Consider the following 22911-nt stretch of genomic DNA (forward strand, 5'->3'; position numbering starts at 1 on the left):
TGGTCTGGTGGTGTGCTGTGTCGGCGCTGGTCAGTGGGGTGTTGGGGCGGGATCGGCACTGTCATGAGGCGAGAGCCTGATGGGCGGGGTCGCTGTCGTGAGGCTTTATCTGATGGTGGGTGATGCTGTCTCAGGTTCGTGAGTTCTGATGCGGTGGGGCGGGCTGGGCAGGTGTGATCGGGGGGTGGATCAAGGTAGAGGGGCCGGCCGGGGGGCTGTGCTGCCGAGGGCGTTGGTGGTGCGTCGTCTGCTGGAGCGGCAGCAGGCTGGGGAGTTGTCGACGCGGCATGTGCGGGCGGTTGCTGAGACGGTGGGTGTTTCGGAGCGTACGGTCTGGCGCTGGCTGGAGCAGGCGAAGGCGACGGGGCGGGCGGAGGCGCCGGTCCGGCAGGGATACGTGGTGTCGGACGAGGTGTGGGAGCTGCTGGGTGAGGCGGGGGGCAATGTCTCGGAGCTGAGGCGTCGGCTGGTGGCTGCCGGCGGTGAGGTGCCAGTTCCGTCGATGTCGACGTTGAGCCGGGTGATCCGCAGGGACCGACGGGCGGGGCGGGCTTTGCTGACCGGGCGGGAGCCTGAGGTGGCCGGGCCGCGCCGGGCGGATCCCCTCAGCGAGCTGGGCCTGAACGTGGTGGCCGAGAAAGGCGTCGGTGGGCAGGTGTTTCTGCGGGAGCAGAAGCACCTGGCGCAGGTCCCGGTCCTGGTCCCGGATGCCCAGGTGGTGCACACGCCTGCTGTGCGGTCGGTGCTGCGGACGGTCGCGCACGCGGCCGCGGTCGGGGCGGTGGTGTGTCTGTACGGCGACGCTGGCCAGGGTAAGACCGTCGCGTTGCAGTACGCCCTTTCCCAGTTGCCGCACCCGGCCCGGGTCCGTCGGGTCCATGTCGGTGTGCACCCGACGGTTCCCGAACTGCGCCGGGTGCTCGCAGACGCCCTCGAGCTGGGCAGGCGTCTGCCGCGCGGGGCGGGGGAGGCCGACCTGATGCTGGTGAACGCGCTACGGCAGCCCCGCGTGCTGGTACTGGACGAGGCACAGCGCCTTCCGGGGCCGGCGCTGGAGTTTCTGCGCGGGCTATGGGACCACCCGGACACGGACACGGCACTCGTGCTGGCGGGCGCGGGCAGCGAACGGGCGCTGCGCCGGGTGCCCGCGCTGGCCTCTCGGGTGCTGACCTGGGAGTTGGTGCCGCGCCTCAGCGCGCGTTGCGCGGGAGTTGACGAAGTGACACCTCCCCGCTGCGCGGGGAGGTCCGGCTCTGCGCTGCGCTTCGAGCCGTGTGTCCCTTCCGCTGCGCTTCAGGGACTTGTGAGCCTGCTGACGCAGTCTCACGCGGCCCCGGGAACCGGGGCCTTGAAGGTCCATCCGCTGCGCTCCCGGACCTAGCCCGCTTTGCGGGCAGCTGGCTACGAGGGCCGGGGTGGGTGTTTCCTTCGCGGAGAACTTTCCGGGAATCCGGATTCTGGGGTGGTGCCTCCCAGGCTGGAGATCACGGTGGTTGTGGTGCGGGGTGTCCGGGCGGGTGTGGTGATGTCAGTTCCTCTTGGGTCGGGTGAGTTCCTTGCAGTTGGCGGTTGGTCGGTGGTGCTGGTGACCAGTGAGCCAGAGGCGGATTTCCGCCGGAGAGAGCGCTTCTCGGGGTTGTAAATGGTGGGCATGGTATGAGGAGCGCCGAGTCCGGCTGACCTGCAGGTGATCTGTGAACTCGCCGGGCGGGGCGTGGTGGTGACGGTGAGCCAGTTGGAGAGCTGGCGGCGGGGGCTCGGGCGGGGTCGGGGGTCGGTGGTGGTGGAGAGCGCGGCATCTTCGGCAGGGGCGGGATCGTCGGTTGGCGGTGCTGGAGTGGTTCGCCGAGGCCAGTATGCCCGTACAGCCGGGAGTGGTTGAGGTGCCGGAGCCCCCGATCGGCGCCGTGCGTCAGGCTCTTGTGTGGGTGCTGGAGAGGTCGGTGTCGCAGCGGCTGGTGGAGTGTGCTCGAAGCGTGGCTGGGTCGGGTGAGGAGGCTGGGGAAGGGTGTGGTGCACCTGGTGGCCGCGATCGGTCTGGGGGCGCAGGAGGTTGGGGCGGATGCGCTGGCCGAGGCGTTCGCCGCGTTCGGCATGTTCGGGCTGACGGTGGAGGGCTGGGCGCAGATGGCTGGGTGCGGCCGAACGCGGCGAGAGGCCACCGGTGGACTGGGGGCTGCTTGAGCGGCATGCGGACGTGGTGGGGCCGGTTGAGCGGGCCAGTGATGAGGAGTTGGTGCAGGCACGGACGGTGCTGGTCGGCCTGCGCGGCTTCTACGGGCTGTACGTGCTGCTCATGCCGGACACGCCAGCGCTGGCCGCGCTGCGGCAACGGATCGACGACTTCGGCATGTTCCTGTTCCTGGACCACCTCATCGCTGTGATCCCCTCCCCCACACAGTTCGCCGAGGCCCTGGCGGTCTGCCTGGAGCCGTTCTTCGGCAACCTGTACGAGGCGCTGATGGAGCAGCTCGCGGCCGACCCCAACCTCTTCCGTATTCCCGGCGACGACACCGGCGCCGCCGGCTTCGGAGAGACCTGGATCCGCACCGTACGCGAGCTGGCGAGCGCTGCGCGGCAGGAAGGCGGAGGGGCGTGGAACACCGTCTGATGCTGGTACGGCGCCAGATAGGACTCAACAGGCAGTGGCGGTAGTCAGCCCTGGACAACCGGCGCCGCAAGGCTCGTACCGCGGGCGATGGCGTTGAACAGGTCCGGGAACGGACGGAGCTCCTCCAGATGGGCCTTCCAGATCTCGTCCCGCGCCTCGCCAAGGTGCGCGGTGGTGAAATACAGCGCAACGAGGTAGCCGGGCATAGCACGGCCCCAGGTCTGGCCGTTTTCGTTGTCCCACCATGCTCTGAGGACTGCCTTCGTGTCCTCCAGGCTCATCAGGCTGGCGCTGGGGAGGATGGCGGTGCGGGCGACCAATTCGCCCTCGTCAAAGCTGCGCACCTCCGTGAGCAGGCCGGGCAGATAGGGGAGAAAGTAGGGGGCAGGTCGGGCGCCGATCACCCGGGACCGCTCGGCTACCGGAAGCACCGCGAATGTGCTCGTCAGGGCGGGCAGACTCGTGCGCACATCGGGGTAGGCCACCAGAGCGAGGGCCCTGGTCTCATCGGGCCGGAGATAGCCAATCGCTGGGACCTGGGTGGCAATGCTGGTGATCTTGGTGTTGTAGAGCGTACGCATGGGGTCGGGCAGGGCTTTCCAGAACGCAGGCAGGTCGCCGAGGCGACCGAGGGCCGCGAGCTGGACCGCAGGCTCAGCGTTTTCGAGCCTGGGCATGTGCCGGGCCAGGCACTCCTCGGCCAAGGGCTGGTCGCGATCGGCGAACAGGCGCAGGCACTGAGCCATCCGATCGGCGAACATCGGTGCTGCGAGAGGCATGTTGTCGTCCTCGATCTGCAGCAGGGCGAACTTGGCGGCGAAGTCGACCAGCTTCGCGCGGGAGGTGCGGCGAACACGGTCGAAGAAGGTGTGGCCGAGGTAGCCGGCCTCGAACGTGAACGCGGGATCTGCAACGTGGGCGATGAAGCTGTCCCGCACCTTGCGGCCCTGGCTCGGCTGGTGCACCAGAACTGCGTCGAGAGCCGCCGCGAGATGGGCGCGGGCGTACTCGGATGTCGGGACGTACAGCTCCCCCATGGGGCGCAGGGAGGGGTGGGCGCACAGGTGCCGGTCCTCGCGCAGCCGCTCAAGCTGTGTCTTTTGCGTGCTGTCGATCAGTTCCAGCTTCTCCGCAATGTCCAAGATGGTCTTCTCGACGTTGAGCATGAGGGGAACCGCGTCGGCCTGGCCGGGCTGCTGGGCGCGCTCGACGGTTTCGGCCAGTGGGCGGGCGTCGGGCTCGCCTTCCTCCTTGAGGACCTCGATCTTGTGAATCAGGTCCGCGCACACCGCTGTCCAGGTCAGCACGATGGCAGCCCGGGCGGCGCCGATGGCGTAGCAACGGTGTGCTTCCTTCACCAGCGGCCGTACGTCCGGGTTGACCACCCGGTTCACCAGGTCGTCCAAGTCGAGCATGTGTTCCCCGTCCCCTTCGTGCTGTACGGCGATCGGCAGCCTCTGCCTGTCGGGAAGAGACTACGAGGCGAGCTACGCAGTCAGGGCAGGCTTCTGCCCTGACTGCGTAGGGCCGGCGCTGACACGAGCCCCGCCGGATGAGGTATGGAAGGCTGCGCCGGTTCGTGTGGACCCGGCCGCCCAGCCGCTGCACGGAGCGGTACGGCTCGTCCTGCCACCCGCTGTTCACGACACAGCGAGCCCGCGCTTCGCTGTGCAGCCCGACGAGCTGCCTGCGCCGGGCTGAGCAACCGCCCCTGGCCGTTTTCCGGTGGGTGAGATAGGGCCCCGGGGCGGCGGCCTCGTCCGTCCAATCGCCGTCGAACAGGACGGCGACCAGGTTCACGTGCGTGTCGGGGAGTTGGCCGGCGGGGTGCTTGGTTCGGGCCTTGGCCAGCCATGCTCCGACGGCTCGTCCGGCTCCAGGCCGCGGGTGTTGGGCTGCGGGTCGGTCTCGGACATCGTCAGATTTTGGTCGAAGGCGAGGGTGGCGCAGTCGGGGCACAGCAGTTCTTCAGAGTCGGCCGGCACGCACCGCCCGCAGCCACCCCCGCACAGGGTCAAGGCGGTGCCGGCGAAGTCAGTCGCGCAGGAGAAGCACAGCTTGCGCGGGGTGTCCGGGGCGTCCGCGGTCACAGCAGTGACCAGTGCCTCGGCTTCGCAGGCGGGGCAGACCCAGAGGTCGCGCTCGTCATGGCCCGGCATGCCGTAGAGCTGGAAGGTGTACTCGTCGGCGACCGTTAATGTGCTGTCCCATGCCTTGAGACAGAAGCGGCACTTGGGTAGATCCCCTCCCAACACCAGGGTCATCTGCTCGCATTCGGGACACGTCACCGTGCGGTTGGCCACGTCCTTGAGTTCGGTGCGCAGCTCGTTGCGGCGTTTCTTGAGGTATGCCTCGATGCGCGCGAGCTTTCCGCGGACGGCCGCGAGCATCAGGTCGGCGTCGTCGCGCTGCTCTGTGTCGAGGCGGGGCAGCAGGTGGTCGGCGATGAAGGGCAGCAGGAAGTTCAGCACGTCGGCGGCGCGTGCCTCGACCGCACCAGCCGGGGCGGTGAAGGCGTAGTGCTGCAGGGCGTTGCGGTCGCGGGCAAGTTTCTTCACCGCGGCGAGGGCCTTGTCCGGCAGGTCGAGGCCGGTGATCTGCGTCAGCCGGGTGAAGGCCTCGTCGGTGGTGCAGCTCTCGAAGTCCGCGTTGTCGAAGGCGGTGCGGGTGGCGGTCTCCGGCTTCTTGAAGACCAGGGTCCAGTGCTCGTCCTGGAGGCGGGCCTTGAGCAGGACCTCGGTGGCGGCCTGAAGGTGCAGGACGGCGTACTTCAGGGCGCGGGCATCGGGCAGCCCGGCCGGGTCGGCGGTCAGCCGGTCGGCCACGTCAATGAGGTAGTCCAGGCCGTTGGTGATCAGCGGGTAGTGCACGTCCGGACGCTGGCTTGTGCCTTTCACCGGCTGAGACCAGCGGGCCATCGCCTCTCCCCCTTGCCCGGGCGTCGGATGCCCGATCCCTACGCGCGCGGGCTGTACACGCACCGCTTGTCGTTGTCCCGGTCGGTTCTGATTCCGGGTACGGAGAGCCTATTCGGCGCCTGGACCTCGCCGTACAGACATTTGCGGGTTGCGGGTCCTTCCCGCCTGGGGCGGTCAGCTCCGTGGGGTGTACCAGGGTCGGACCGTGCAGCGAGGCTGTGGGGGGGCCACCCGGCTTGGGAAAAGGCAGGTGTCTTTCCAACGTACGTGTCATCCTGGCCGGTTGGCTTGCGAGGTGAAGCGGAGAAGACGTGGCAGCACACAAGCACATGCCCTGGCCTGCGCCGGTCGTCACGGCGGTGTCCGGTGTCCTCGGCGACACCGACCAGGGACTGACCAGGACGGAGATCGGGCAGCTGCTGGCGGCCGTGCGGGTGCCGGAGGTTGAGGGCGGCAACAAGCGGGAGCGGCTGGCCGGGGCGCTGTTGGCGCAGCAGGCACGCCAGCAGGCGTCGAACTGTGTGATCGCGTTCATCACCGCGGCGATGGCTCCGGTGCGCTACGCGCGGCAGCCGCACACGTTCTCGCGCCGGCAGGACGACCTCAACGAGGTCCTCGTCCACGTCGGGCTGCGGGTCAACGACGAGGGCAAGCTCGCCAAGGGCCCGGCGGCGGCCACCCTGAGCGAGGCGGCGCGGCATGCCAGTTCGCTGCGGGCCGAGCTGCGCCGCCGCTGTACGCATCCGGAGGTCTTGCGCTACTGCACGCTGGAGATCCTCGCCAAGAACCCTTTCCACGCGAGCCTGGAGGCGGTCAAGTCGGTGGCCGACCGGCTGCGGACCCTCACCGGCGAGGGCCTGGACGGGGCTCGCCTGGTCGACACGGTGCTCATGCCCGGCCGGGGCACCGCCCGGGTGGCCATCAACGCGAACGCCACCGGGCCGGAACTGGATGAGCAGAAGGGGCTGGCGAACCTGGTCAAGGGCTTGTTCAGCATGTATCGCAACCCGGCCGCGCACGAGCCGCGGCTTCACCGCACGGTCACCGACGAGGAGTTGCTGGAGCTGCTGACCACGCTGTCGATGGTGCACCGGCGCCTTGATGGCGCGTACGTCACGCCCTGAGGTATTAGCTGCAGAGACCACCAGGCCCACCAGACCAGATGCGCCGTGTGCCCGCAGTCGTCCCGTCCCCCCTGGCTGAAGGCATGACCGGTGAACGGCTTGCGACACCGACCTGACCGGGCAGCCTGTGTCCGGGCCCGGCGGGGCACTACCCTCCGTCAGACCGGCTCGCTGACACCGCAGCCTGCACGGCGCCGCGGATTTCCATGTCGACGCTCCGCTCGTTCTCCAATTCCCAGAAGTGGCGCGCGCTGCCGGGGAACTCCCGCAGCACGGAGGCGACGACCTGCGCGCCGTGTCCGGACAGGGAGCGCAGCCACTTCTTGATGGAATCCTGCGGTTTCCACTGGTCGAAGCGGTAGTCCCAGGTGCACATGCCCCGCGCGGCCGCCTCCAGCAGATCCCACTGCTCTTCGCGAGCTGCGATGCGGCTTGCCCGCAGCAGCCAGTAGATGGCCCGGTCGGCCTCGGTGAAGGCTGGCCACTGGCCGCGGTCACCGTCGACCTGAGCCGCCATGGCCTCCACCAGGGTGATGGCCTGGGCCGGATTGGCCAGGAGCACAGATTCGGCGGCTTCCGGGTCGAGGCGGGCGACGGCATCGAGGTACAGCTCGTAGTTGTCGGGCTGGTCGACGGCGAGCTGGACCAGCTGCCTGGCTGCGTCCTCGTCCCCTTCGGTGCTGGCTTCGAGCAGCCGCTGGGCCCGGGTGATGGGCAGTTGGGTGTGCGGGCTGGTCTCGCGCTCGACGAGCGCGATGAAGGCTGCCATGTCCTGGGGACGGGCGGCCGGATCCGGGTAGGTGGCCTGGCGCACCACGCCGCGCCACGGCCCGGGCGGGGGCAGCAGCGGGATGTTCGGCTGAGGCCAGGTGCCGGTGAGGATCCATCCGATGACCTGCCCCAGACCATAGATGTCGCTCGCCGGGCAGGAGCCGTCGTGCGGATCGGTCGAGAACTCCGGTGCGGCCCAGCCCAGCGATCCGATCGGCGCGTTCGTCAACGGCTTGTCGATGCTCGTCTCGCCACGCGGGCGCCGCGCGATACCCCAGTCGGCCACGGTCCAGCGGCCGTTCAGGAGCAGGATGTTCGACGGCTTGATGTCCCGGTGGACCCACCCCTGTTCATGGGCCTCGGCCAGCGCGGCGGCCACGGCGTCGACGAGTTCGCGCAGTGCCTCGTCGCTTGCCAGCTCGGTTCGCATCTCCTCGACGGTCGCGTCCGCCATCGGCATGACGAACCAGTCGTAGGCGGGGCTGAAGTCGAGGACGGGCATCACATGGGGATGTCCCCCCAGCCGCTGGGCGACCGTCACCTCGCGCACCATCCGCCGCCGGGCCCCGGAGTCCTGCCGTCGCCGCCGCTTGAAGGCCACGGCCGTGCCCGTGGCCTTGTGCTCGGCCTGGAACACGTCGGCCTGGCCCTCGCGGGCCATCGGCAGCCGTTGCAGGGCGTAGTCCTTCTTCACGCCCCGAGCGGACTGCTGCACCAGGGCGTAACCGGTGGGCCGGGGTTCGGCGCCGGCGGGCAACTGGTCGGCCCCCGGGGAGGGGCGGTACCCGATGATGCGGGTGAGGACCGGCCTCAGGAGGACGGGGTCGTTGTCGGGCACTGACGCCAGGAGGTAGGCCGGTCCGTCTTGCGGGGCCTGTGTCAGGCCCATGACGCGATCGAGCCGGTACTCGACGAGCGGCTCGCTGGAACCATCGCTCACCGAGGTGCGGTGGAGGGTCATGCGGTTGCCGGACCCGTCGGGCGAGGCAGTCAGTACGGTGTCCGGGCCGGTGACGAGCAGGTGCCCGGGGTAGTGGCCGGGGGTGCGGATCCACTCCTGCTGCCGTCCCAGGCCCGTGGTGCGGCTGAGATCTGCGACAGCGCTGTGCCCGCTGGCGGCCAGGAAGAACCGGCGGCCGTCCAGCCAGGCCGCCGAGCGCACCGCGGCCTCGAACGAGACCGGGTAGCGCAGCTGAGCGCCCACAGTGTCGCCAAGGCGGGTCAGCGCCAACGTCCCCTCGCCCGCTCCGTAGGTGACTCCCGAGCCCGACAGCACCCACGGCTCGCCGCCAGGACCAGCTAGCAGCTCCGCGCCGGGCTCGAAGCCGCCCGCGACGGCCGTCAGGGTGCCCTCGTGCCAGCGGATCACCGCAGGCCCGGCCATGACCGTCACCGCGCCGTCGGGGCCGACGAGCGGCGCACCATGGCAGCCGTCAACGGTCAGGAACCACCGTGTGCGGCCCCGCACCGGGTCGAGGTCCACCAGGCCGTCCTCGTACGTGACCAGCAGCGAGTCACCGGCCCGCCAGGCCATGCCCGACGGCTGCACTGCGGTCGCCTCACCGACGAGAGCCACGTGCGAGGTGGCGCCGCACCAGGTCTGCGTCGGCACGTGGAGCGGTGTGGTCAGCCGGTCGGCCGCGGTCATCGTCAGCGGTAGTAGGTCCTGCGGCGTGCGGGAGACCACCAGTTCGGCTAGCGGCAGATGGGGCTCGCGTCGGCGGAAGACGTTCTGGATGAGATCGGCGAGCGACAGCAGGCCGGCCACCGCGGCATCCAGGTGCGTGCGGTCGAGGACCACGCCGAAGCCGCGTACGCCGCCGATCAGCTGGTCGAGCTGCCGTGCTTCGTGAGTCCAGGACAGCAGCGCCCACCGGGTATCACCGGGCCGGCCGCTCAGTCCGGCGTCCCTCACGATGCGCGAGATCGTCCCGTCCGCGACCGCGCTCTCGTCGACGGTGCAGCTGACGAGGTAGTCGCGGCCCTCGAAGTCGAAGAAGACTGCCGGTACTGCGCCGCTCTCCGACACGTGCACTGCCGCTGCAGGCACCGTGCGCCGCAGCAGGTCGGCAACCACGCCCGCGAGCTGCTGCGCCCGGTCCCGAACCGACGCCGTGTCGTCCGCGGCCCACTGGCCGTACTCGGCCAGCAGCTCTTGTACCTCGTCCACGCTGTGCCTTCTCCGCTCTCGACCTGGCGGTCATCTTCCGGCGCCGGCCGGGCACGATTGTGTCGCACCAACGGTGAGCCGGAAGGGCTTTACAGCAGATACGGCACCGGTCGAGTTGGGCGAACGTGCCTGCAGCATCGCCGGTGGCCAGCAGCGCGGGGCGGTGTCGGCGGCCGCGCGAGCGCGGCGCTCTGACGTGGGCAGCTCGGCGGTGTTCAGGCGGCGGGCGCGGGTCAGGGCGGTGTCCGGGTCGCCGAGTTCACGGTGCACACCGATGCGGAACAGCGTGCACTGCCAGACGGACAGCTCCCACGGGCTCTGCCCTGTCGGGGCATGGGCAAGGCGGGCGAGGCGGTGACGATGGCGCGGCGAGTCTGCCGGGGATTGGGGCCCCGCTGCGAGGTGGTGTTGCGCTTGCGGGCGGAGGCTGCCGGAATCTGCTGCCGCACAGCCCTTTCCTCTACTTGCAGTAGAGGGGCGGAGTAGAGTCGGGGTATGGCAGCAGACGAGACGAGCATCAAGGTGAGCACGGCTGCACGGGACCGGCTCGCCCAGCTGGCGGCCGAGCACGGCACGACCATCCGCAGCCTGGTGGAGGACCTCGCGCAGGGCACTCCGACCCAGGCCGAGTACGCCGAGCGGGCCGAGCTGGCCCGCGCCGAGCTCGCTTCCGCCCTCGGCCACGTGCCGAGTCCGGAGGCCGAGGCGAAGGCCCGAGCTCTGCTGGAGCGCCTGGGCGGTGCCGCGCACGGTCCGCAGGCGGCTGCGTAGTGGCGGCGATCTCGGTCGTCCTGGACCACACGACCGCCGCCGCGTTGTACGACCCGAAGGATCCGTTCAATGAAGCGGTCGCCGCGTTCTACGTCCAGACCTCCGGCGGACTCGGTGACCTGTATGCGCCGGTGCTGTCACTGACAGCTGGCGACGCCGAGCGGCCGGGGCTGCTGGGCTACATCAAGGGGCTGCGGTTCATCCGGATCGAGGCGTTCGACACCAACGCTGCGGTCACCGCCACCGAGCTGCTGCGCTTCGGTCACTCGTGGGCTGCCGTCCACGCCGTCCACGCCGCCCGTCCCTCCGCCGCCCACCCCAGCGGACGGTTTCTGCTCACCCTGACGCCGAAGGTGTACGCGGGCACCGGCGTTCAGGTTGTCCACCCGGCCCAGTAGCCGTCATCGGCTCTGGTCCTTCGCCGCCCGACACTGGCAGCGCCCGCTGCCGCTTCGGTGGAAGCAACGGCGCTCGCGCAGAGCGGCCTTCGTTGTCTGCTGTGACGTGCCCGGCCGCCGGCCGAGGTGTTCTTTCGGAGGAACCGTGCAGTTCACTGTCCTGCCCGTCCGCGGGCAGCCCGTCTCCCCCGTGCCGGGACAGGCATTCCTGGTTCGAGACAACTGGGATGACTACAGCTTCAAGACGACCTTCCAGCTGCTCTGCGTCGATCAAGACGGCGAGATCAGGGAGATCGGCGCGGTCAAGGTCGGCCGGTTCGGCATGGCTGCGCCAGCCAGGACGCCGCTGCCGGGCGACTTCGAAACCCTGGGCGGAGACTTCTTCTCGCTCGGGCTGAGGGACGCCTACTACGAACGGCTGCGCGAGCTGGGTGGCGAGCTGCAGCGCACCGTGCTGCAGGCTCTCAACGACGTCTCCTTCGATCTGGACCTCTTCGCCCGTGCCCGCACCGAGAACGTGACGGTCACCTCCCTGCTCCGTACCGTTTCCGCCCACACCGTCGCGGGCCGCTTTAGGGGCAGCGGCATACCTGCAGGTTCGTCGGCGGCCGTAACCGAGGTCACCCGGCGGCGTCTGTTCGACGCGCTGCGCCGCACCGGGGCGAGCTGGTCGGGCAGCCTGGACGAGGTCGCCTTCCTGCGCAGGCTGTACGACCTGGACGGTCTGAAGAGTCATGATCCGCGGTTTGCCACGGCCGAGGGCGACATCGTCCAGCACTGCTACAACAACCCCGGGGACTGGGACGACGATTGGGTCTTTGGGGACGACCGTTTCGGGCTCTGCGACGGCTCCGACGAGGTCCTGCTCCGCTTCCTGGCGGAAATGATCCACCCCGCCGTGCGGACGGACTCCGGCGAGGTCCAGCGGCTGCTGGCACTGGTCAACGACCACCTGGCCGCCGACGGCTACGAGCTCGCCGAGGCCCGCACAGTCAGCGGCTACCCGGTCTACGAGGCCCGCCGGATCCCGGCCGGCCGCCGCACCGCACACCCCGCTCCCCCGGTCGCCACTGCGCCCGTACCACCCGGTGGGGACGACTACGCAGCGGTCCGGCGCGCCGCCCGCGGCGAGCGCAAGGACTACGCCTGCCCTCGTGAGCCGGTCCCGGACGGGGGCCAGGCGGACGTGTTCGAGGCGATACACAAGCCCACCGGCACGAAGGTGGCGCTGAAGAAACTGCACAGCAAGTACCCGCCGGAGCGGCAAGTGGCCCGCATGCGGCGGGAGATCGAGATCGGCCAGCTGCTGAACGGCCATCCCCACGCCATGCCGATCCTCGACGTCGGCGCCAGCCACACCTGGTTCGTGATGCCCTGGGCCCAGGGGACCGCCGCACAACGCCAAGAACAGCTGCGGGAGCCGGCCGAACTGCGCGCCTTGGTCGACGCTCTGGCCTCGGTGCTGGCCACCGCACACGACCACGGCTGGCTGCACCGCGACATCAAACCGTCGAACATCCTCCACTTCGACGGCCGCTGGACCCTGGCCGACTGGGGCATCGTCCGCCGGCCGCGAGGCCAGACCACCAAAGCAGGCCGCACCGGCCTCTACATCGGCACCGAGGGCTTCGCCGCCCCGGAGCTGTCCGGAACACCACACGAGGCCACGGCCTCCAGCGACATCTACAGCATCGGCAGGGTCATCGCCTGGGCCCTCACCGGCAAGATGCCGGAGACCAACCTGCCGCTGCAGCCCCCTCCCGGACCCTGGCGCCCCGTCGTCCGCGCCGCCACCCACCAGGACCCGAAACGCCGCCCCCAGACCGTCCACGACCTGCTCGCCCTGATCGACCGCGAACACGCGGACGTCCCGGAAGACCCCTTCCCCAGGGCCCAGACACTGCTCGAAGCCGCCGGCACCGGCGACGCGGCCGCCGCGGACACCCTGCTGGCCCTGGTCGGCGACCACCCAGAGGACTACGAACTCCACATCGGCGTGCTCACCCGCCTGGACACCCAGCAGGCGGGAGCCGCCCTGGAACGAGAAGCCGCGCAGTCTCAGCGTCTCCTGCGTGCCCTGGCAGAGCACGTACACGGAGACGACACGCACATCGTGCAGTTCGGCGAGGCGGCAGCGGTCGTCATCTGGCTGCAGGGCATCTGCGCGCACGCCGCCGCCCACCGCGACTGGGACGTGCTGGAAGAGGCCGCCCGCACCATGTGTACCTGGGACGGCGCCTGGGACCAGTGGAACGCCCAGGACAAGATCACCCCCTGGCTGCGCACTCTGACCGATGAGGCCGCATCCGTCATCGCCGCCGTCCTGCGCGACCACCCGGAATCCGCCCAGCACTTCAGCCACATCGCCGACGACCGCACCGCCGCCCCCCGTATACGCCAGGCAGTACGCACCAGCGCGGTCACCTGAAGCGGCCGGTGAGGTGTCTCGCGAGTCGAGCGGGATCGGCGGCCGGTCTCAAGGTTCCGGCCGCCCGTCCGATGCCGTTGCGGACACCTGGGGTGTCAGGCGTGACGCGCCTGGGAACACGGAGGGCTGTGCCGAGGGCCTTCATACGGACGGCGGCGTGATGGCCAGCGTTGCTCTCCGGCGCTGCTCTCGGGCCGGCTCCGCTCGCCAGTACAGTCGTGAAGGGCGCCAAGCCACTGGGATTGGACGGGCGCCCCTCGCGATCGGTGAAGGACCTCAGCCCTCCGGCTCGCGCGGGACGACACGGGAGAAGAACTCCTTCGCGGCCTGCCCGTCGAGTTCCCCGTTCGTGGTCGCGGACCGCCGCAGCGCCTCGCCCGTCACCTGGGCAGGGATGCCGAGCTGCTTGTCTGCCTCGCCCATGATCTCGCCGACGTACCACTGGGCCGAGGTCGGGAAGTGCTGGATGAACCAGCTGAGCATCTTCGCCAGGGGCACGGACAGGATGAGGTCGAAGGCCTTGAGCTGGCCGCCCCGGCGTTCGCTGACGCCCAGCGAGGTGGCGAAGTCCTCCAGGACGGCGTGACGGATGGTGGGACCGAGGGCGTCGGTCGGGATGATCCGCCTGAGGCTGTCGGCGACCTCGAAGGCCAGTTGGTCGGCCACCTCCCGCACGGTCGGCTCGTTGCGATGGCGCAGGACCCAGCGCTTTCGTATGTCGGGCCGCTTCCACAGGAAGCTGAAGAAGGTCTCGCTGAAGCGGTCGCGGATCTGAGCCGCTCCCGGGGCGAGACGGTGCCGGTCGCCGGCCGACATGGCGTCCTTCAGTCCCTCGGAGGAGCGGCGCCGGGCTTCCGCCCAGTCCTCGGCGACCGGGCGTGACCACTGGGCCCGTCCGCCGACGGTCGCCTGGGGAAGCGGCACGTCGTTCTCGCCTCGGGAGATGTAACCCCGCAGTGTGGAGGCCGTGATGCCGCCCAGTTCGGCCATCTCGGGCACGCCGACCAGCCGGTCCCCGGCGAGTTCGGGGCTGGCCAGGTCGACGACGCACTTCTGCAGTGGCAGGGGGTCGTCCTGCTTCTGGTGGTGCTGCGCCCACAGGGTCAGGTGGTCGAGCCAGTTCTTTGGCTCCGCGGTGGCCGGGTCGAAGGTGGCGGCCTTGTGCACGTGTGCGCGGTCAGGGTGGGCGCGGCCGTCAAGCATGTCGTTGGCGTGGACGGTGGCCGTGGCGCGTGCCTTGTGGCGTGCGTAGTTCTCGGTGACAGGGTCCCAGATCTGGCCGGGCCGGTACCAGGCTTCGCCGTCCCACCAGTAGCCGCCGGCCCGGAACAGCAGCGGTGCCCCGGTCCAGTAGGTGTGCAGGCTGGCGGTGTTTTCGTCGCGCAGCAGGAGCACGGTGCGCCCGTGCTCGGGGTGGTAGCGGACGGCCCAGCCCAGGTGATGGGCGATCGGGTCGGTGGTGAAGGCCAGCCATCCTCCCTCGCGGGAGTTGTCGCAACGGCCCCACATGCCTTCGCCCTTGTTGCGGCCGACGGCCTCGATGGCGTCGGGGCCGTCGTCGAGCGGCAGGTGTGAGTCGTCGACGAACGGCAGACCGGGGACCGGGTGGTCCGTGCGCAGCCCGTTGGCGAGCGGACGTATGTGGTAGACCAACGTGCTCTCCTTCTCAACTCAAGTGCTGTGTTTGGCTACAACACTATTGATGCCCAGTAGTACACGACTGGAAAGCAGGTCGGTACAGCGTTTTCGAGACAAGGTGGCACGAGGCCACGCCAAGTCGCCGCTGTGGCTGCGGGCGCTGTGGCGTGCCATGGCTGTCGTACGGACCGAGGGCCCGAAGTCCCACGTCGCGGCCGTCGCCTGCAAGGCAGTGAACGCCAGCCCTCGGTCATCACTTGGCGGCAGGCCGGGCGCTCGCCGGTGAGTTGATCGTCCCTGCCGGGCCCCGGTGGGTCGGGGCCCGGCAGGGATGACGCCGACGTGGCCCCGCCCACGCTCCCGGCCCGGGTGATCGGCGAGAGGCTCAACTGGTCAGCCGCGGTTGGCGAGCTCGGTATGGCCGAGGCCGGGACACCCGGGGCCGATGTGGGGTTGGATGACCAACGCGGACCGCGACGGCGCGGTCCACGTCGCCGCGTCGTTCTGGAGCAGCGTGAACCGCCGCGACTTCCTCACCGGATCCGGCATCGCCGTGTCCGCCACCGCCCCGGTGGCCCGCCGGCTTGGCCGTCTCCGCCGATCATCGGGGCCGGCGGCAGGTCGGCCGCACCGACCTGGACGAGCTGCGGGAGGCTGCCGACGAGGCCCGCCGCTGGGACTCCCGGTACGGCGGCGGGACTACGAAGGCCAACGTGGTCACCGCCTGCCTGACCGGGCGTGCGGCCCCACTGCTGCGCGGCTCATTTCGCGGGGACGTCGGCCGTGAGCTGTTCTCTGTCACCGCGGAACTGTCCCGTCTCGCCGGGTGGACCGCGTTCGATGTCGGCCACCACGACGCCGCCCAGTGCCACTTCGTCCAGGCCCTGCGTCTTGCGCGGGCCGGGCGGGATGTCCAGCTCGGCTGCTACGTCCTGACCACCATGGCCATGCAGACGCTGCTGCGTGGCTTCGCTTCGGAGGCCGTCGGCATGACTCAGGGCGCCTTCGAACGTGCCAAGGGCCGGGCGGCACCGAGGGTGCTGGCGTTCGCCAAGCTCATCGAGGCCCGCGCGCACGCCCGCAACCACACCCCCCAGGCCGCCGCCCGGACGCTGGCCGCCTCGGAGAACCTGCTCGCACTGGCTGAGGCTCGGGGGCATGACGAGCCGTCGTGGATCGACTTCTACGACCACGCCCGCCTGTCCGCCGACGCCGTCGAGATCTTCCGCGACCTGAACAATCCCAAGGCCGCCCTCGCCTTCAACCAGCAGGCCGCCGCCATGGCGCCGGGGGTGTTCACGCGCTCCGTCGGCATGCGCCTGGCGATCGTCGGCACCGCGCACCTCCAGGCCCGCAACCTCGACCACGGCCTCGAACTCGGTCACCGCTGCGTCGACATCCTCGCCCGCGTCAAGTCCGCCCGAGCCAGGGACTATGTCTGCGAGTTCAACACCGCCCTCGCGCCATGGCGGCGCGAACCGGCCGTCCGCGATTTCCTCCACCGCACCCGCACCGAGCTGGGCATCACCGCCTGGCGCACTCTCCCGGCTTTCCGTCCCCGCGGGTTCTCGTGAGGCAGACGCAAGAGCCTGTGTTTCTTCCTCTGTGCGAAGGGCCTCGCCGCCAACGGCCTGCCTGCCACGGAGGTCTGCGTGCCCTGGGAGGAGCTCCGAGAAGCTCACGCAGCTGCACTCCCGGCCCTGGCCAGGCGGTTCAGGTGGTCGCGCCAGGCGGGATTTCAACCCTGGGCCCGCACATGGGCGCTGTACGTCAGCAGCCCGACCTAGACGGCCGAGACGGCGGCAGTCATGGTCGCCCCAGGGCGTGGTGGCGAGGGAGGGGCCGGTCAGCAGCTGGTAGGTCGTCATGCCGGCGAAGGCGATGGCCAGCAGGAAGGCTGCGGGGCGGGCCAACCGCAGCCACATCGGAAGGCGGACCGCGGACGACGAAGCGGGCATGGCGAACTTCTCCTTCAGGCAGGTGAGTTGGTGCAAGACCGGCGTTGCCGACCGGTGCTTGGACCGTATGCCGCGCGCTAGTGCGCCGACCATCTCCCATTTCGGCCCTAATTACCCAAGGATGGACATCGCAGGGAAGGAGGGACCCATGCGGGTGTCGGTGACCCGGTACGGCGAGGCGAGCGCTTCCGAGCAGCCGGGAGCGGAAGCCGGGCACGCAGAGATCAGCGGGCTGGGCAGAGCCCGCAAAGCCGTCTTCACCGTGGGGCTGCGCCGCACCGAGCACGGCATCCACCGGCCTGCAGCCGTGCGCCTGCACGTTCCTGGCGCCGGCCCGGGCACCGTCACGCCGAGGTCCCTGCGGGCCGTCGACTGGGAGCGCGTGCTGGCCATCGCCACCACCGCGGCAACCCTCTCCACACACGCCGCCGAGGAACTCGATGCCGGCTGGATGCGGCGCCCCCGGGGCGGCAGCCGCGACTTCTGCCTGCTCGTTGCCTCGGTCTACGCGCACGCGGTCGCACACCGTCTCCCGCCGCGCCACGTGATCGCCGCTGTCTGGGGCAGGGGCGTGGACACCGTGGACAACTGGCTGGCCCAGGCCCGCCGACGCCAGGTCCTGGGACACGATCCGCTCTCCAGCCGCCACAGCCCCCGTACCGCCCCGGACCGGCGTGGTGTGGCCCCGCCGCCGCGCTCGCCGCACCGACCGGCCTCCTCGCAGACCACCGTGGGGACCGACGGAGCCGCACTGCGCGACCTGCCCGGCTGTCCCGACTGGTCCTTCCTCGTCGAACCCGGCTTCCGCGAGGGCAGCCTGTTCGTCCGTGCGTGGTCGATCGAGCCCGACATCACGCATGCCGACGGCTGGAGAACTCATCTGACGGCGAAGGCCCTTGCCGCCGCGCCGTTCGACGACGTCTTCGCCCGCGCTCTCGCGGCCCTGCAGGGCAACCTCTACCTCACCACGGCCAGAGGCGTGGTGGGCGAACCTGTCCGGACCCGGGGGCCCACCCATCTGCGGCAGGTCACCGACACCTACCTCTTCGCCCTGGCGCAGGAACAGCCGCCGCTGCCGCTGATCTGCGCGCTGTGGAACGTCAGCTACAAGACGGCGGCGAGCTGGACCAGCAAAGCCCGCAGAGCGGGCGTACTGACGGCCCGGTACAAGCCCCTGCCCCGCAACCGCAGGGGCGGCGCGGGACCGGACCGGTCCCGGCGGCCATGAGGGGCTGCCGTGATGTCTGCAGGGCGGCGGTTACACAAGGACAGCCGGGGTGGCGGCCTCGTCCGTCCAGTCCCCGTCGAACAGGGCGGCGACCAGACGCACGTGCGCGTCGGGGAGTTGGCCGGCGCGGTGCTTGGTGCGGGCCTTGGCGAGCCAGGCTCCGATCCTGACCGTGTCGCCGTCGACGCGGACGTCTTCGCGCGCGGTAGGGGCGCGGCCTTGGCGGTGCAGGAAGAGTTCCAGGAGCTGGACGGTCTGCTCGAAGGTGCGGCGGGTGCGGCGGGCAGGGGCGAGCAGATTGGTCTCGGGGGTGAGGCCGAGGGCGGTCATCAGCTGCCGCTGGCCGGGGTCAAGGGCGGGCCAGGTGGTGAGCTGGCGGTGCAGCCAGGAGCCGATCTTCACCCCGGCCAGGAGGGTGCCCGGGGTGAGCGTGGCCGGGTCGGCGCCGTCGGCGAGGTGGGTGCGCAGCAGGTGGTACTTGCGGTGCCAGTCCGCGCCGTGGGGCAGGCGCCAGTCGGGGGCGAGCGCGGTGAGGGCGTCGGTGCGGGCCTGATCGAGCGTGTTCTTGGTTGCGAGGTGGCGTTGTTCGGCGAGCCAGGCGCCGACAGGGGTGGTGGCGGGGGCGGCGAGGTGGCCGTTGGTGCGCAGGTAGTCAGCGGCTGCGGCCAGGTGGGCGCGCCAGGCGGCGTCGTGCTTGTCCCAGATCATGCCCAGCGCGTCGAGTTCGGCGATCCAGTCGGCTTCCAGGCGGCTGGCCTTCGCGGCGTCGCGCATGGTGGTGATGAAGGTGCCCAGCGCGTAGCCGGTGGGGTCGGTGTAGTCGGCGGGGACGTCGAGGTGGCCCATTTCGTCGCGGTAGGACTGGGCGGCGGCGAGCCCCAGGCGGCGGGAGCGGGAGACGGCCGCCTCGCGGGGGTCGAAGGAGGCCAGGTCCATCGCTTGGGCGATCCGTTCGGGGTGGACGGTGAAGTCGAAGTGCCAGCGGCGTTCGATGACGTCGCTGGTCTCTTTCGGGAGGCGGTTGGCCTTGTCGGGCAGGCGCTCAAGGATGCGGTGGTCGTGGCTGGCCAGCGCACACGCGATCGCCCAGACGGGTTCGTAGGCGGTGCCGAGGATGTTCTCGCCGCTGGCGCCGGGAGGCACATAGACGGGGACGATCAGTGAGGCGGTCTTGCCGCTCACGTCGAGGCGCAGGGCGCGGCCGAGGGCCTGGACGCAGCGGATGACGCTGCGGGTGGGGTCGGCGAAGACGATGGCGTCGACGCTGGGGATGTCGACGCCTTCGGCGATCAGGCGGGAGTTGGCCATGATCGCGCAGTCGGCGGCCGCGAAGTCGGCGAAGATGTCGGCGCGTTGGGCCGGGGTGTGCTCGCCGTGGGCGAAGAACAGCCGCGGGGTGATGCCGGGGCACAGGCCGGGGTCGGTCTTGGCCAGCAGGCGCAGCGTGTGGGGCAGTTCGCGGGCGAAGCGGCGGGCGTCGGAGACGAGGTTGAAGTAGACCAGCACCTTCTTCAGGTTGTGCTCGGTCATGGCGCGCAGGACAGCCAGGTGCAGGGCGGTGGTGCGCAGAGCGCTGTCCGCCTCCTCGCCGCTGCCGTCGCCGGGGGTGGTGGCGGGTGCGGGGGCGGGCATGTTCAGGCGGCGGCGCAGGTCGGCGTCGGTGAGGGTGGGCACCACGATCCGGTAGTCCGCCGCCCGGCCGTCTTCCACCGCCTGCGCGAGCGGGTACTCGAAGACCTTCCTTCCGTACACCCGTTCGTTGTCCATGGAGTTGGCGAACGCCTCCGCCTCCGCACCTCCGCGGTGCCGGCGACGCGGGCGGGTGGTGTCGGCGGACTCCGCCAGCTCGGGGGCGCCGAAGATGCGGGGGGTGGCAGTCATGTAGAGGCGGCGGTCCGCGTGGATCCGCTTCGCGTCGTTGACGAGGGCCCACTTCTTGTCGGCGCGGCCCGCGATCCGGTGTGCCTCGTCCATGACCGCCAGGTCGAACGGCGGCACGGCATACCCCGTGCTCTGGGTCTGTTCGATCTTGTTCAGGGAGTCGTAGGTGCAGATCACCGTCAGCGCCGGGATCCGGTCCTCCCCCTCCCCCACCACCGACATCAGCCCGCCCAGCGCGTGCGGGTCGGTGGTTGACATGACACGCGCGGCGACCAGCTCGTCATGGCCAGCGGCATCCAAGGAGGAGACGATCACCATGTGCTCACCGTGTCCGTCCCGGCGCCACGCCAGTGCGGTCTGCACCGCCAGGTCCAGAGTGGGCACCACGAACAGCACCAGTCGCGCGCCGAGTTCGTCCGCCACCCGGATCGACACCAGCGTCTTTCCGGTCCCCGTCGCCGATACGTACAGCGCCCGTGTGCCCGCGCGCCGCAGGTGCAGCACCAGACGGGAGACGGCCTCGGCCTGGTCGGGGAACAGCGGCCGTTCCTCGGACCGGCCAGGTACAGGGGAAGCGGCCACAGTCATACAGCTCTTCCTCGGTCGGAAAGCGGACGGCCTCCGGCCGACCCAGGCCGGGCCGGGGAGGCGGTGAGCCACCCACCGAGCCCACCGATCCAGCACCCTACCACCCACGAACGATGCACGTACGCTATAGGGACGCGATCCGTACGCGAAATGTACGCTTCGTGGGGTAGAGTGAGAGCGGAGGTGTTCCATGTCCGAGTTGTTCGACGCGGTCGACGCACTGGTCGCGTCCCGGTCCCCGCTGCCGCCGCCGGCGGAGCGCAAGCGCCTGCGCCAGGCCCATGCCCTCACCCTGGACGAGGTGGCCGCCGCCCTGGATGTACGGCGGGCCACGGTCAGCGGCTGGGAGTCGGGCAAGGCCGAGCCGCGGCCGCCGGAGCGAGAGGCCTACGCCCGTCTGCTGACACAGCTCGCAACTCTCTACCCCGCCACCGAAAGCACCGCCGCACCACAGCAGGACGCCCCGGCACCAGCGACGACGTCCACCGGCACGCCATCCACGGCGCCCGCGGGTGCGACATCCGGCGCGGCGGCAGTGACCGCGTCCCATACCGCCCTGTCCGCTGCCCCCGCGGCCGCTCCGGTGGCCGCATCGCGTCCGGCGCGGGCCGCCCGGCCGTCGCCCGCCTCGCGCCGTCGGGGCACGCAGAAGGCCGCCCCGGCGAACACGCCCGCGCCCGGCGGGGTGTACGCGCACGGTCCGCTGCTCGTCCTCGACGCCGACGCCGAGCGCAACGTCACCGGCTACGGCACCGGCGGGCTGATCCTGGACGTGCCCGCCAAGTCACTACCCGCGCTGGTGGAGTGGACGCTCACCGAGGCACATCTGGGAGCGGAGAAGCTGCACGGCTCGGGCAAGGACGGCGACCCGCTGCTGGTGCTCACCGAGGCGGCGTGCGAGCGCTACGGCCTGCCCGCCGCACTGTCCGAGGCCGAGCGCCTCGCCGGGCGGCTGCCGGAGGGGCACAAGGCCATCAAGCAGCTCCAGCGCGCCGACTGGCAGCTGACCAAGCGGGGGCTGGGGCCGTGGGCGCGGATCTACCGCTCCGCCCAGGGCAGCCGACGGCAGTGCGTACAGCTGTGCATCCCCTCCTGGCGCGCCCTCGACGACCGCGCCTGGGGCCACGCCGCCCGGCTGGAGCCTGCGGAACTGGCCCGGGTGCTGGGCGTGTATGCGGCCCGGGTGATGACTCCGGTCGGCTCCACGGCCGTCACCGGTCTTGAGCTGATGACCGCGCTGAACCCGCCGACCCGCGCGAGCGAGCCCGACGCCACCGGCAAGCGGCATACCGAGCACCGGCCCGGCTCGCTGGGCACGCAGCCGATGGACCCGGCGCCCTGCGAGGCGACCGACGGGCACCCCGTCCTGGCCCACCTGCCCCGCTTCCACGTGCGCGGCCCCGACAAGCGGCTGTTCGAGGAGGCCTACGACTGGGCGCGAGACCTGACCGACGCCGAGTGCATGCAGCGGCACCTGGTCGGCATCGACGTCAACCTGGCGTTCGGTGCTGCCGCCAACGGCGCCGTCGTCGGTCTGGCGTCGCCGCCCGTGCACGTCACCAACCCGGTCTTCGATGCGGCGCTGCCCGGATCCTGGCTGGTCGACCTCTCCCACGTCGACCTGTCCCGGGTGAAGGTCGGCAAGCAGTGGCGCGAACTCCAAGGAAAGCTACTGCCGAGCCCGTTCACGCCGACCGGCGAACGCCCCGAGGGCCCGGCCTGGTACGCCACCCCGACGGTCGCCTACGCCGTCGAGCTCGGCTACGACGTCGCCCCCATCGAGGCCTGGGTGCGCCGCGATAGCGCCCGGTTCCTGGACGGCTGGTACAAGAGGCTGCGCAACGCCTACATCGACACCATGGCAGACCTCGGTGTGGGCGAGAAGCTGTCCCCGCAGGAGTTCCTGACCGCGATGGACGGCTACAAACAGCGTGATGCGGAACTGGCGATCGTCGTGGACGCCGTCAAGATGACCGTCAAGGGCGGCATCGGCAAGCTGCAGGAGAAGGCCCGCGGCGGCGGCTGGAAGCCGGGGCAGGCCTGGCCCGCCCTCGCCCGGCCGACCTGGCGCCCGGACATCCGCGCCACCGTCATCTCCCGGGCCCGCACCAACATGCACCGCAAGATGGTCGCCCTCGCCGCGGCCACCGGCCGCTATCCGGTCGCGGTCCTCTCCGACTGCGCCGTGTACACCGCCGACGGCCCCAGCCCGCTGGACGTCCTGCCCTACGACGCCAACGGCAAGACCGTGCCCGGCAGCTTCCGGCTCGGCGTCTCGCCGGGCATGGTCAAGCACGAGGGCACCCAGAGCCTGCTGTGGGGCGCGGACGTGCTCGAGCAGCTCGGCGCCGACGGCCATGTCGCCAACCTCGCCCGCTACATCAAGACCGGCGAGGTCACCGCCAAGGACACCGGAGAATAGGGGGC

General features: G+C 70.6%; 15 protein-coding genes. 10 read left to right on the plus strand and 5 right to left on the minus strand.

The features are described from left to right. Positions 1–310 precede the first annotated feature (310 nt). The 3 genes from IM697_RS22740 to IM697_RS22750 all read left to right on the plus strand — a co-directional run bounded on the left by IM697_RS22740 (position 311) and on the right by IM697_RS22750 (position 2611). Positions 311–1381: an AAA family ATPase gene (locus IM697_RS22740; RefSeq protein ID WP_194049518.1), complete on the plus strand. Its 1071-nt coding sequence runs from the start codon at positions 311–313 to the stop codon at positions 1379–1381. Positions 1382–2010: 629 nt separating this feature from the next. Next, on the plus strand, positions 2011–2184 hold the full coding sequence (locus IM697_RS22745; RefSeq protein WP_194037708.1) for a hypothetical protein: 174 nt from the start codon (positions 2011–2013) through the stop codon (positions 2182–2184). 52 nt (positions 2185–2236) lie between these two features. Beyond that, complete coding sequence (locus IM697_RS22750) at positions 2237–2611, plus strand: hypothetical protein (protein ID WP_194037709.1); 375 nt, start codon at positions 2237–2239, stop codon at positions 2609–2611. Positions 2612–2655: 44 nt separating this feature from the next. On the opposite strand, the gene IM697_RS22755 is transcribed toward IM697_RS22750, so the two are convergent. Further along, on the minus strand, positions 2656–4026 hold the full coding sequence (locus tag IM697_RS22755) for a hypothetical protein (protein ID WP_194037710.1): 1371 nt from the start codon (positions 4024–4026) through the stop codon (positions 2656–2658). A gap of 381 nt (positions 4027–4407) precedes the next feature. After that, complete coding sequence (locus IM697_RS22760) at positions 4408–5481, minus strand: hypothetical protein (RefSeq protein ID WP_194037711.1); 1074 nt, start codon at positions 5479–5481, stop codon at positions 4408–4410. 359 nt (positions 5482–5840) lie between these two features. On the opposite strand from IM697_RS22760, the gene IM697_RS22765 reads away from it, so the two are divergent. Further along, a complete protein-coding gene (locus tag IM697_RS22765) occupies positions 5841–6653 on the plus strand; it encodes a TIGR02391 family protein (protein ID WP_228044101.1) in 813 nt (270 codons plus the stop codon). Positions 6654–6801: 148 nt separating this feature from the next. Here the strand turns inward: IM697_RS22765 and IM697_RS22770 are convergent, their stop codons facing one another. Continuing rightward, positions 6802–9594 carry a protein kinase domain-containing protein gene (locus tag IM697_RS22770; protein ID WP_194037712.1) on the minus strand — a complete coding sequence of 931 codons (2793 nt, stop codon included), beginning with the start codon at positions 9592–9594 and terminating at the stop codon, positions 6802–6804. 495 nt (positions 9595–10089) lie between these two features. On the opposite strand from IM697_RS22770, the gene IM697_RS22775 reads away from it, so the two are divergent. The 3 genes from IM697_RS22775 to IM697_RS22785 all read left to right on the plus strand — a co-directional run bounded on the left by IM697_RS22775 (position 10090) and on the right by IM697_RS22785 (position 13191). Beyond that, positions 10090–10365: a hypothetical protein gene (locus tag IM697_RS22775; RefSeq protein WP_194037713.1), complete on the plus strand. Its 276-nt coding sequence runs from the start codon at positions 10090–10092 to the stop codon at positions 10363–10365. Beyond that, positions 10365–10763, plus strand: a complete 399-nt coding sequence (locus tag IM697_RS22780; RefSeq protein ID WP_194037722.1) for a PIN domain-containing protein — start codon at positions 10365–10367, stop codon at positions 10761–10763. Before IM697_RS22775 ends, IM697_RS22780 begins: the two co-directional genes overlap by 1 nt. A 145-nt stretch (positions 10764–10908) precedes the next feature. Further along, positions 10909–13191, plus strand: coding sequence for an AbiJ-related protein (locus IM697_RS22785; protein ID WP_194037724.1), 2283 nt, complete (start codon positions 10909–10911; stop codon positions 13189–13191). Between the two features lie 276 nt (positions 13192–13467). On the opposite strand, the gene IM697_RS22790 is transcribed toward IM697_RS22785, so the two are convergent. Beyond that, the gene (locus IM697_RS22790; RefSeq protein WP_194037726.1) at positions 13468–14844 is read right to left on the minus strand and encodes a helix-turn-helix transcriptional regulator; all 1377 of its coding nucleotides are present in this window, start codon (positions 14842–14844) and stop codon (positions 13468–13470) included. A 569-nt stretch (positions 14845–15413) separates the two neighbouring features. Here IM697_RS22790 and IM697_RS22795 point away from each other — a divergent pair. Next, on the plus strand, positions 15414–16403 hold the full coding sequence (locus tag IM697_RS22795) for an NsdA family TPR-like regulatory protein (RefSeq protein ID WP_228044102.1): 990 nt from the start codon (positions 15414–15416) through the stop codon (positions 16401–16403). A gap of 532 nt (positions 16404–16935) precedes the next feature. Continuing rightward, positions 16936–18015 (plus strand): hypothetical protein, encoded by a 1080-nt coding sequence (locus IM697_RS22800; protein ID WP_194037728.1) that lies wholly within the window; start codon positions 16936–16938, stop codon positions 18013–18015. Between the two features lie 30 nt (positions 18016–18045). Here the strand turns inward: IM697_RS22800 and IM697_RS22805 are convergent, their stop codons facing one another. Then, entirely contained in the window at positions 18046–20484 is a 2439-nt protein-coding gene (locus tag IM697_RS22805) for a DEAD/DEAH box helicase (protein WP_194037730.1), read from the minus strand. Between the two features lie 190 nt (positions 20485–20674). Here IM697_RS22805 and tap point away from each other — a divergent pair, with 190 nt between their 5' ends. After that, a complete protein-coding gene (gene tap, locus IM697_RS22810) occupies positions 20675–22906 on the plus strand; it encodes a telomere-associated protein Tap (protein WP_194037733.1) in 2232 nt (743 codons plus the stop codon). The last annotated feature ends 5 nt before the right edge of the window (positions 22907–22911 follow it).

It is taken from the genome of Streptomyces ferrugineus, assembly GCF_015160855.1.
GTDB lineage: Bacteria > Actinomycetota > Actinomycetes > Streptomycetales > Streptomycetaceae > Streptomyces > Streptomyces ferrugineus.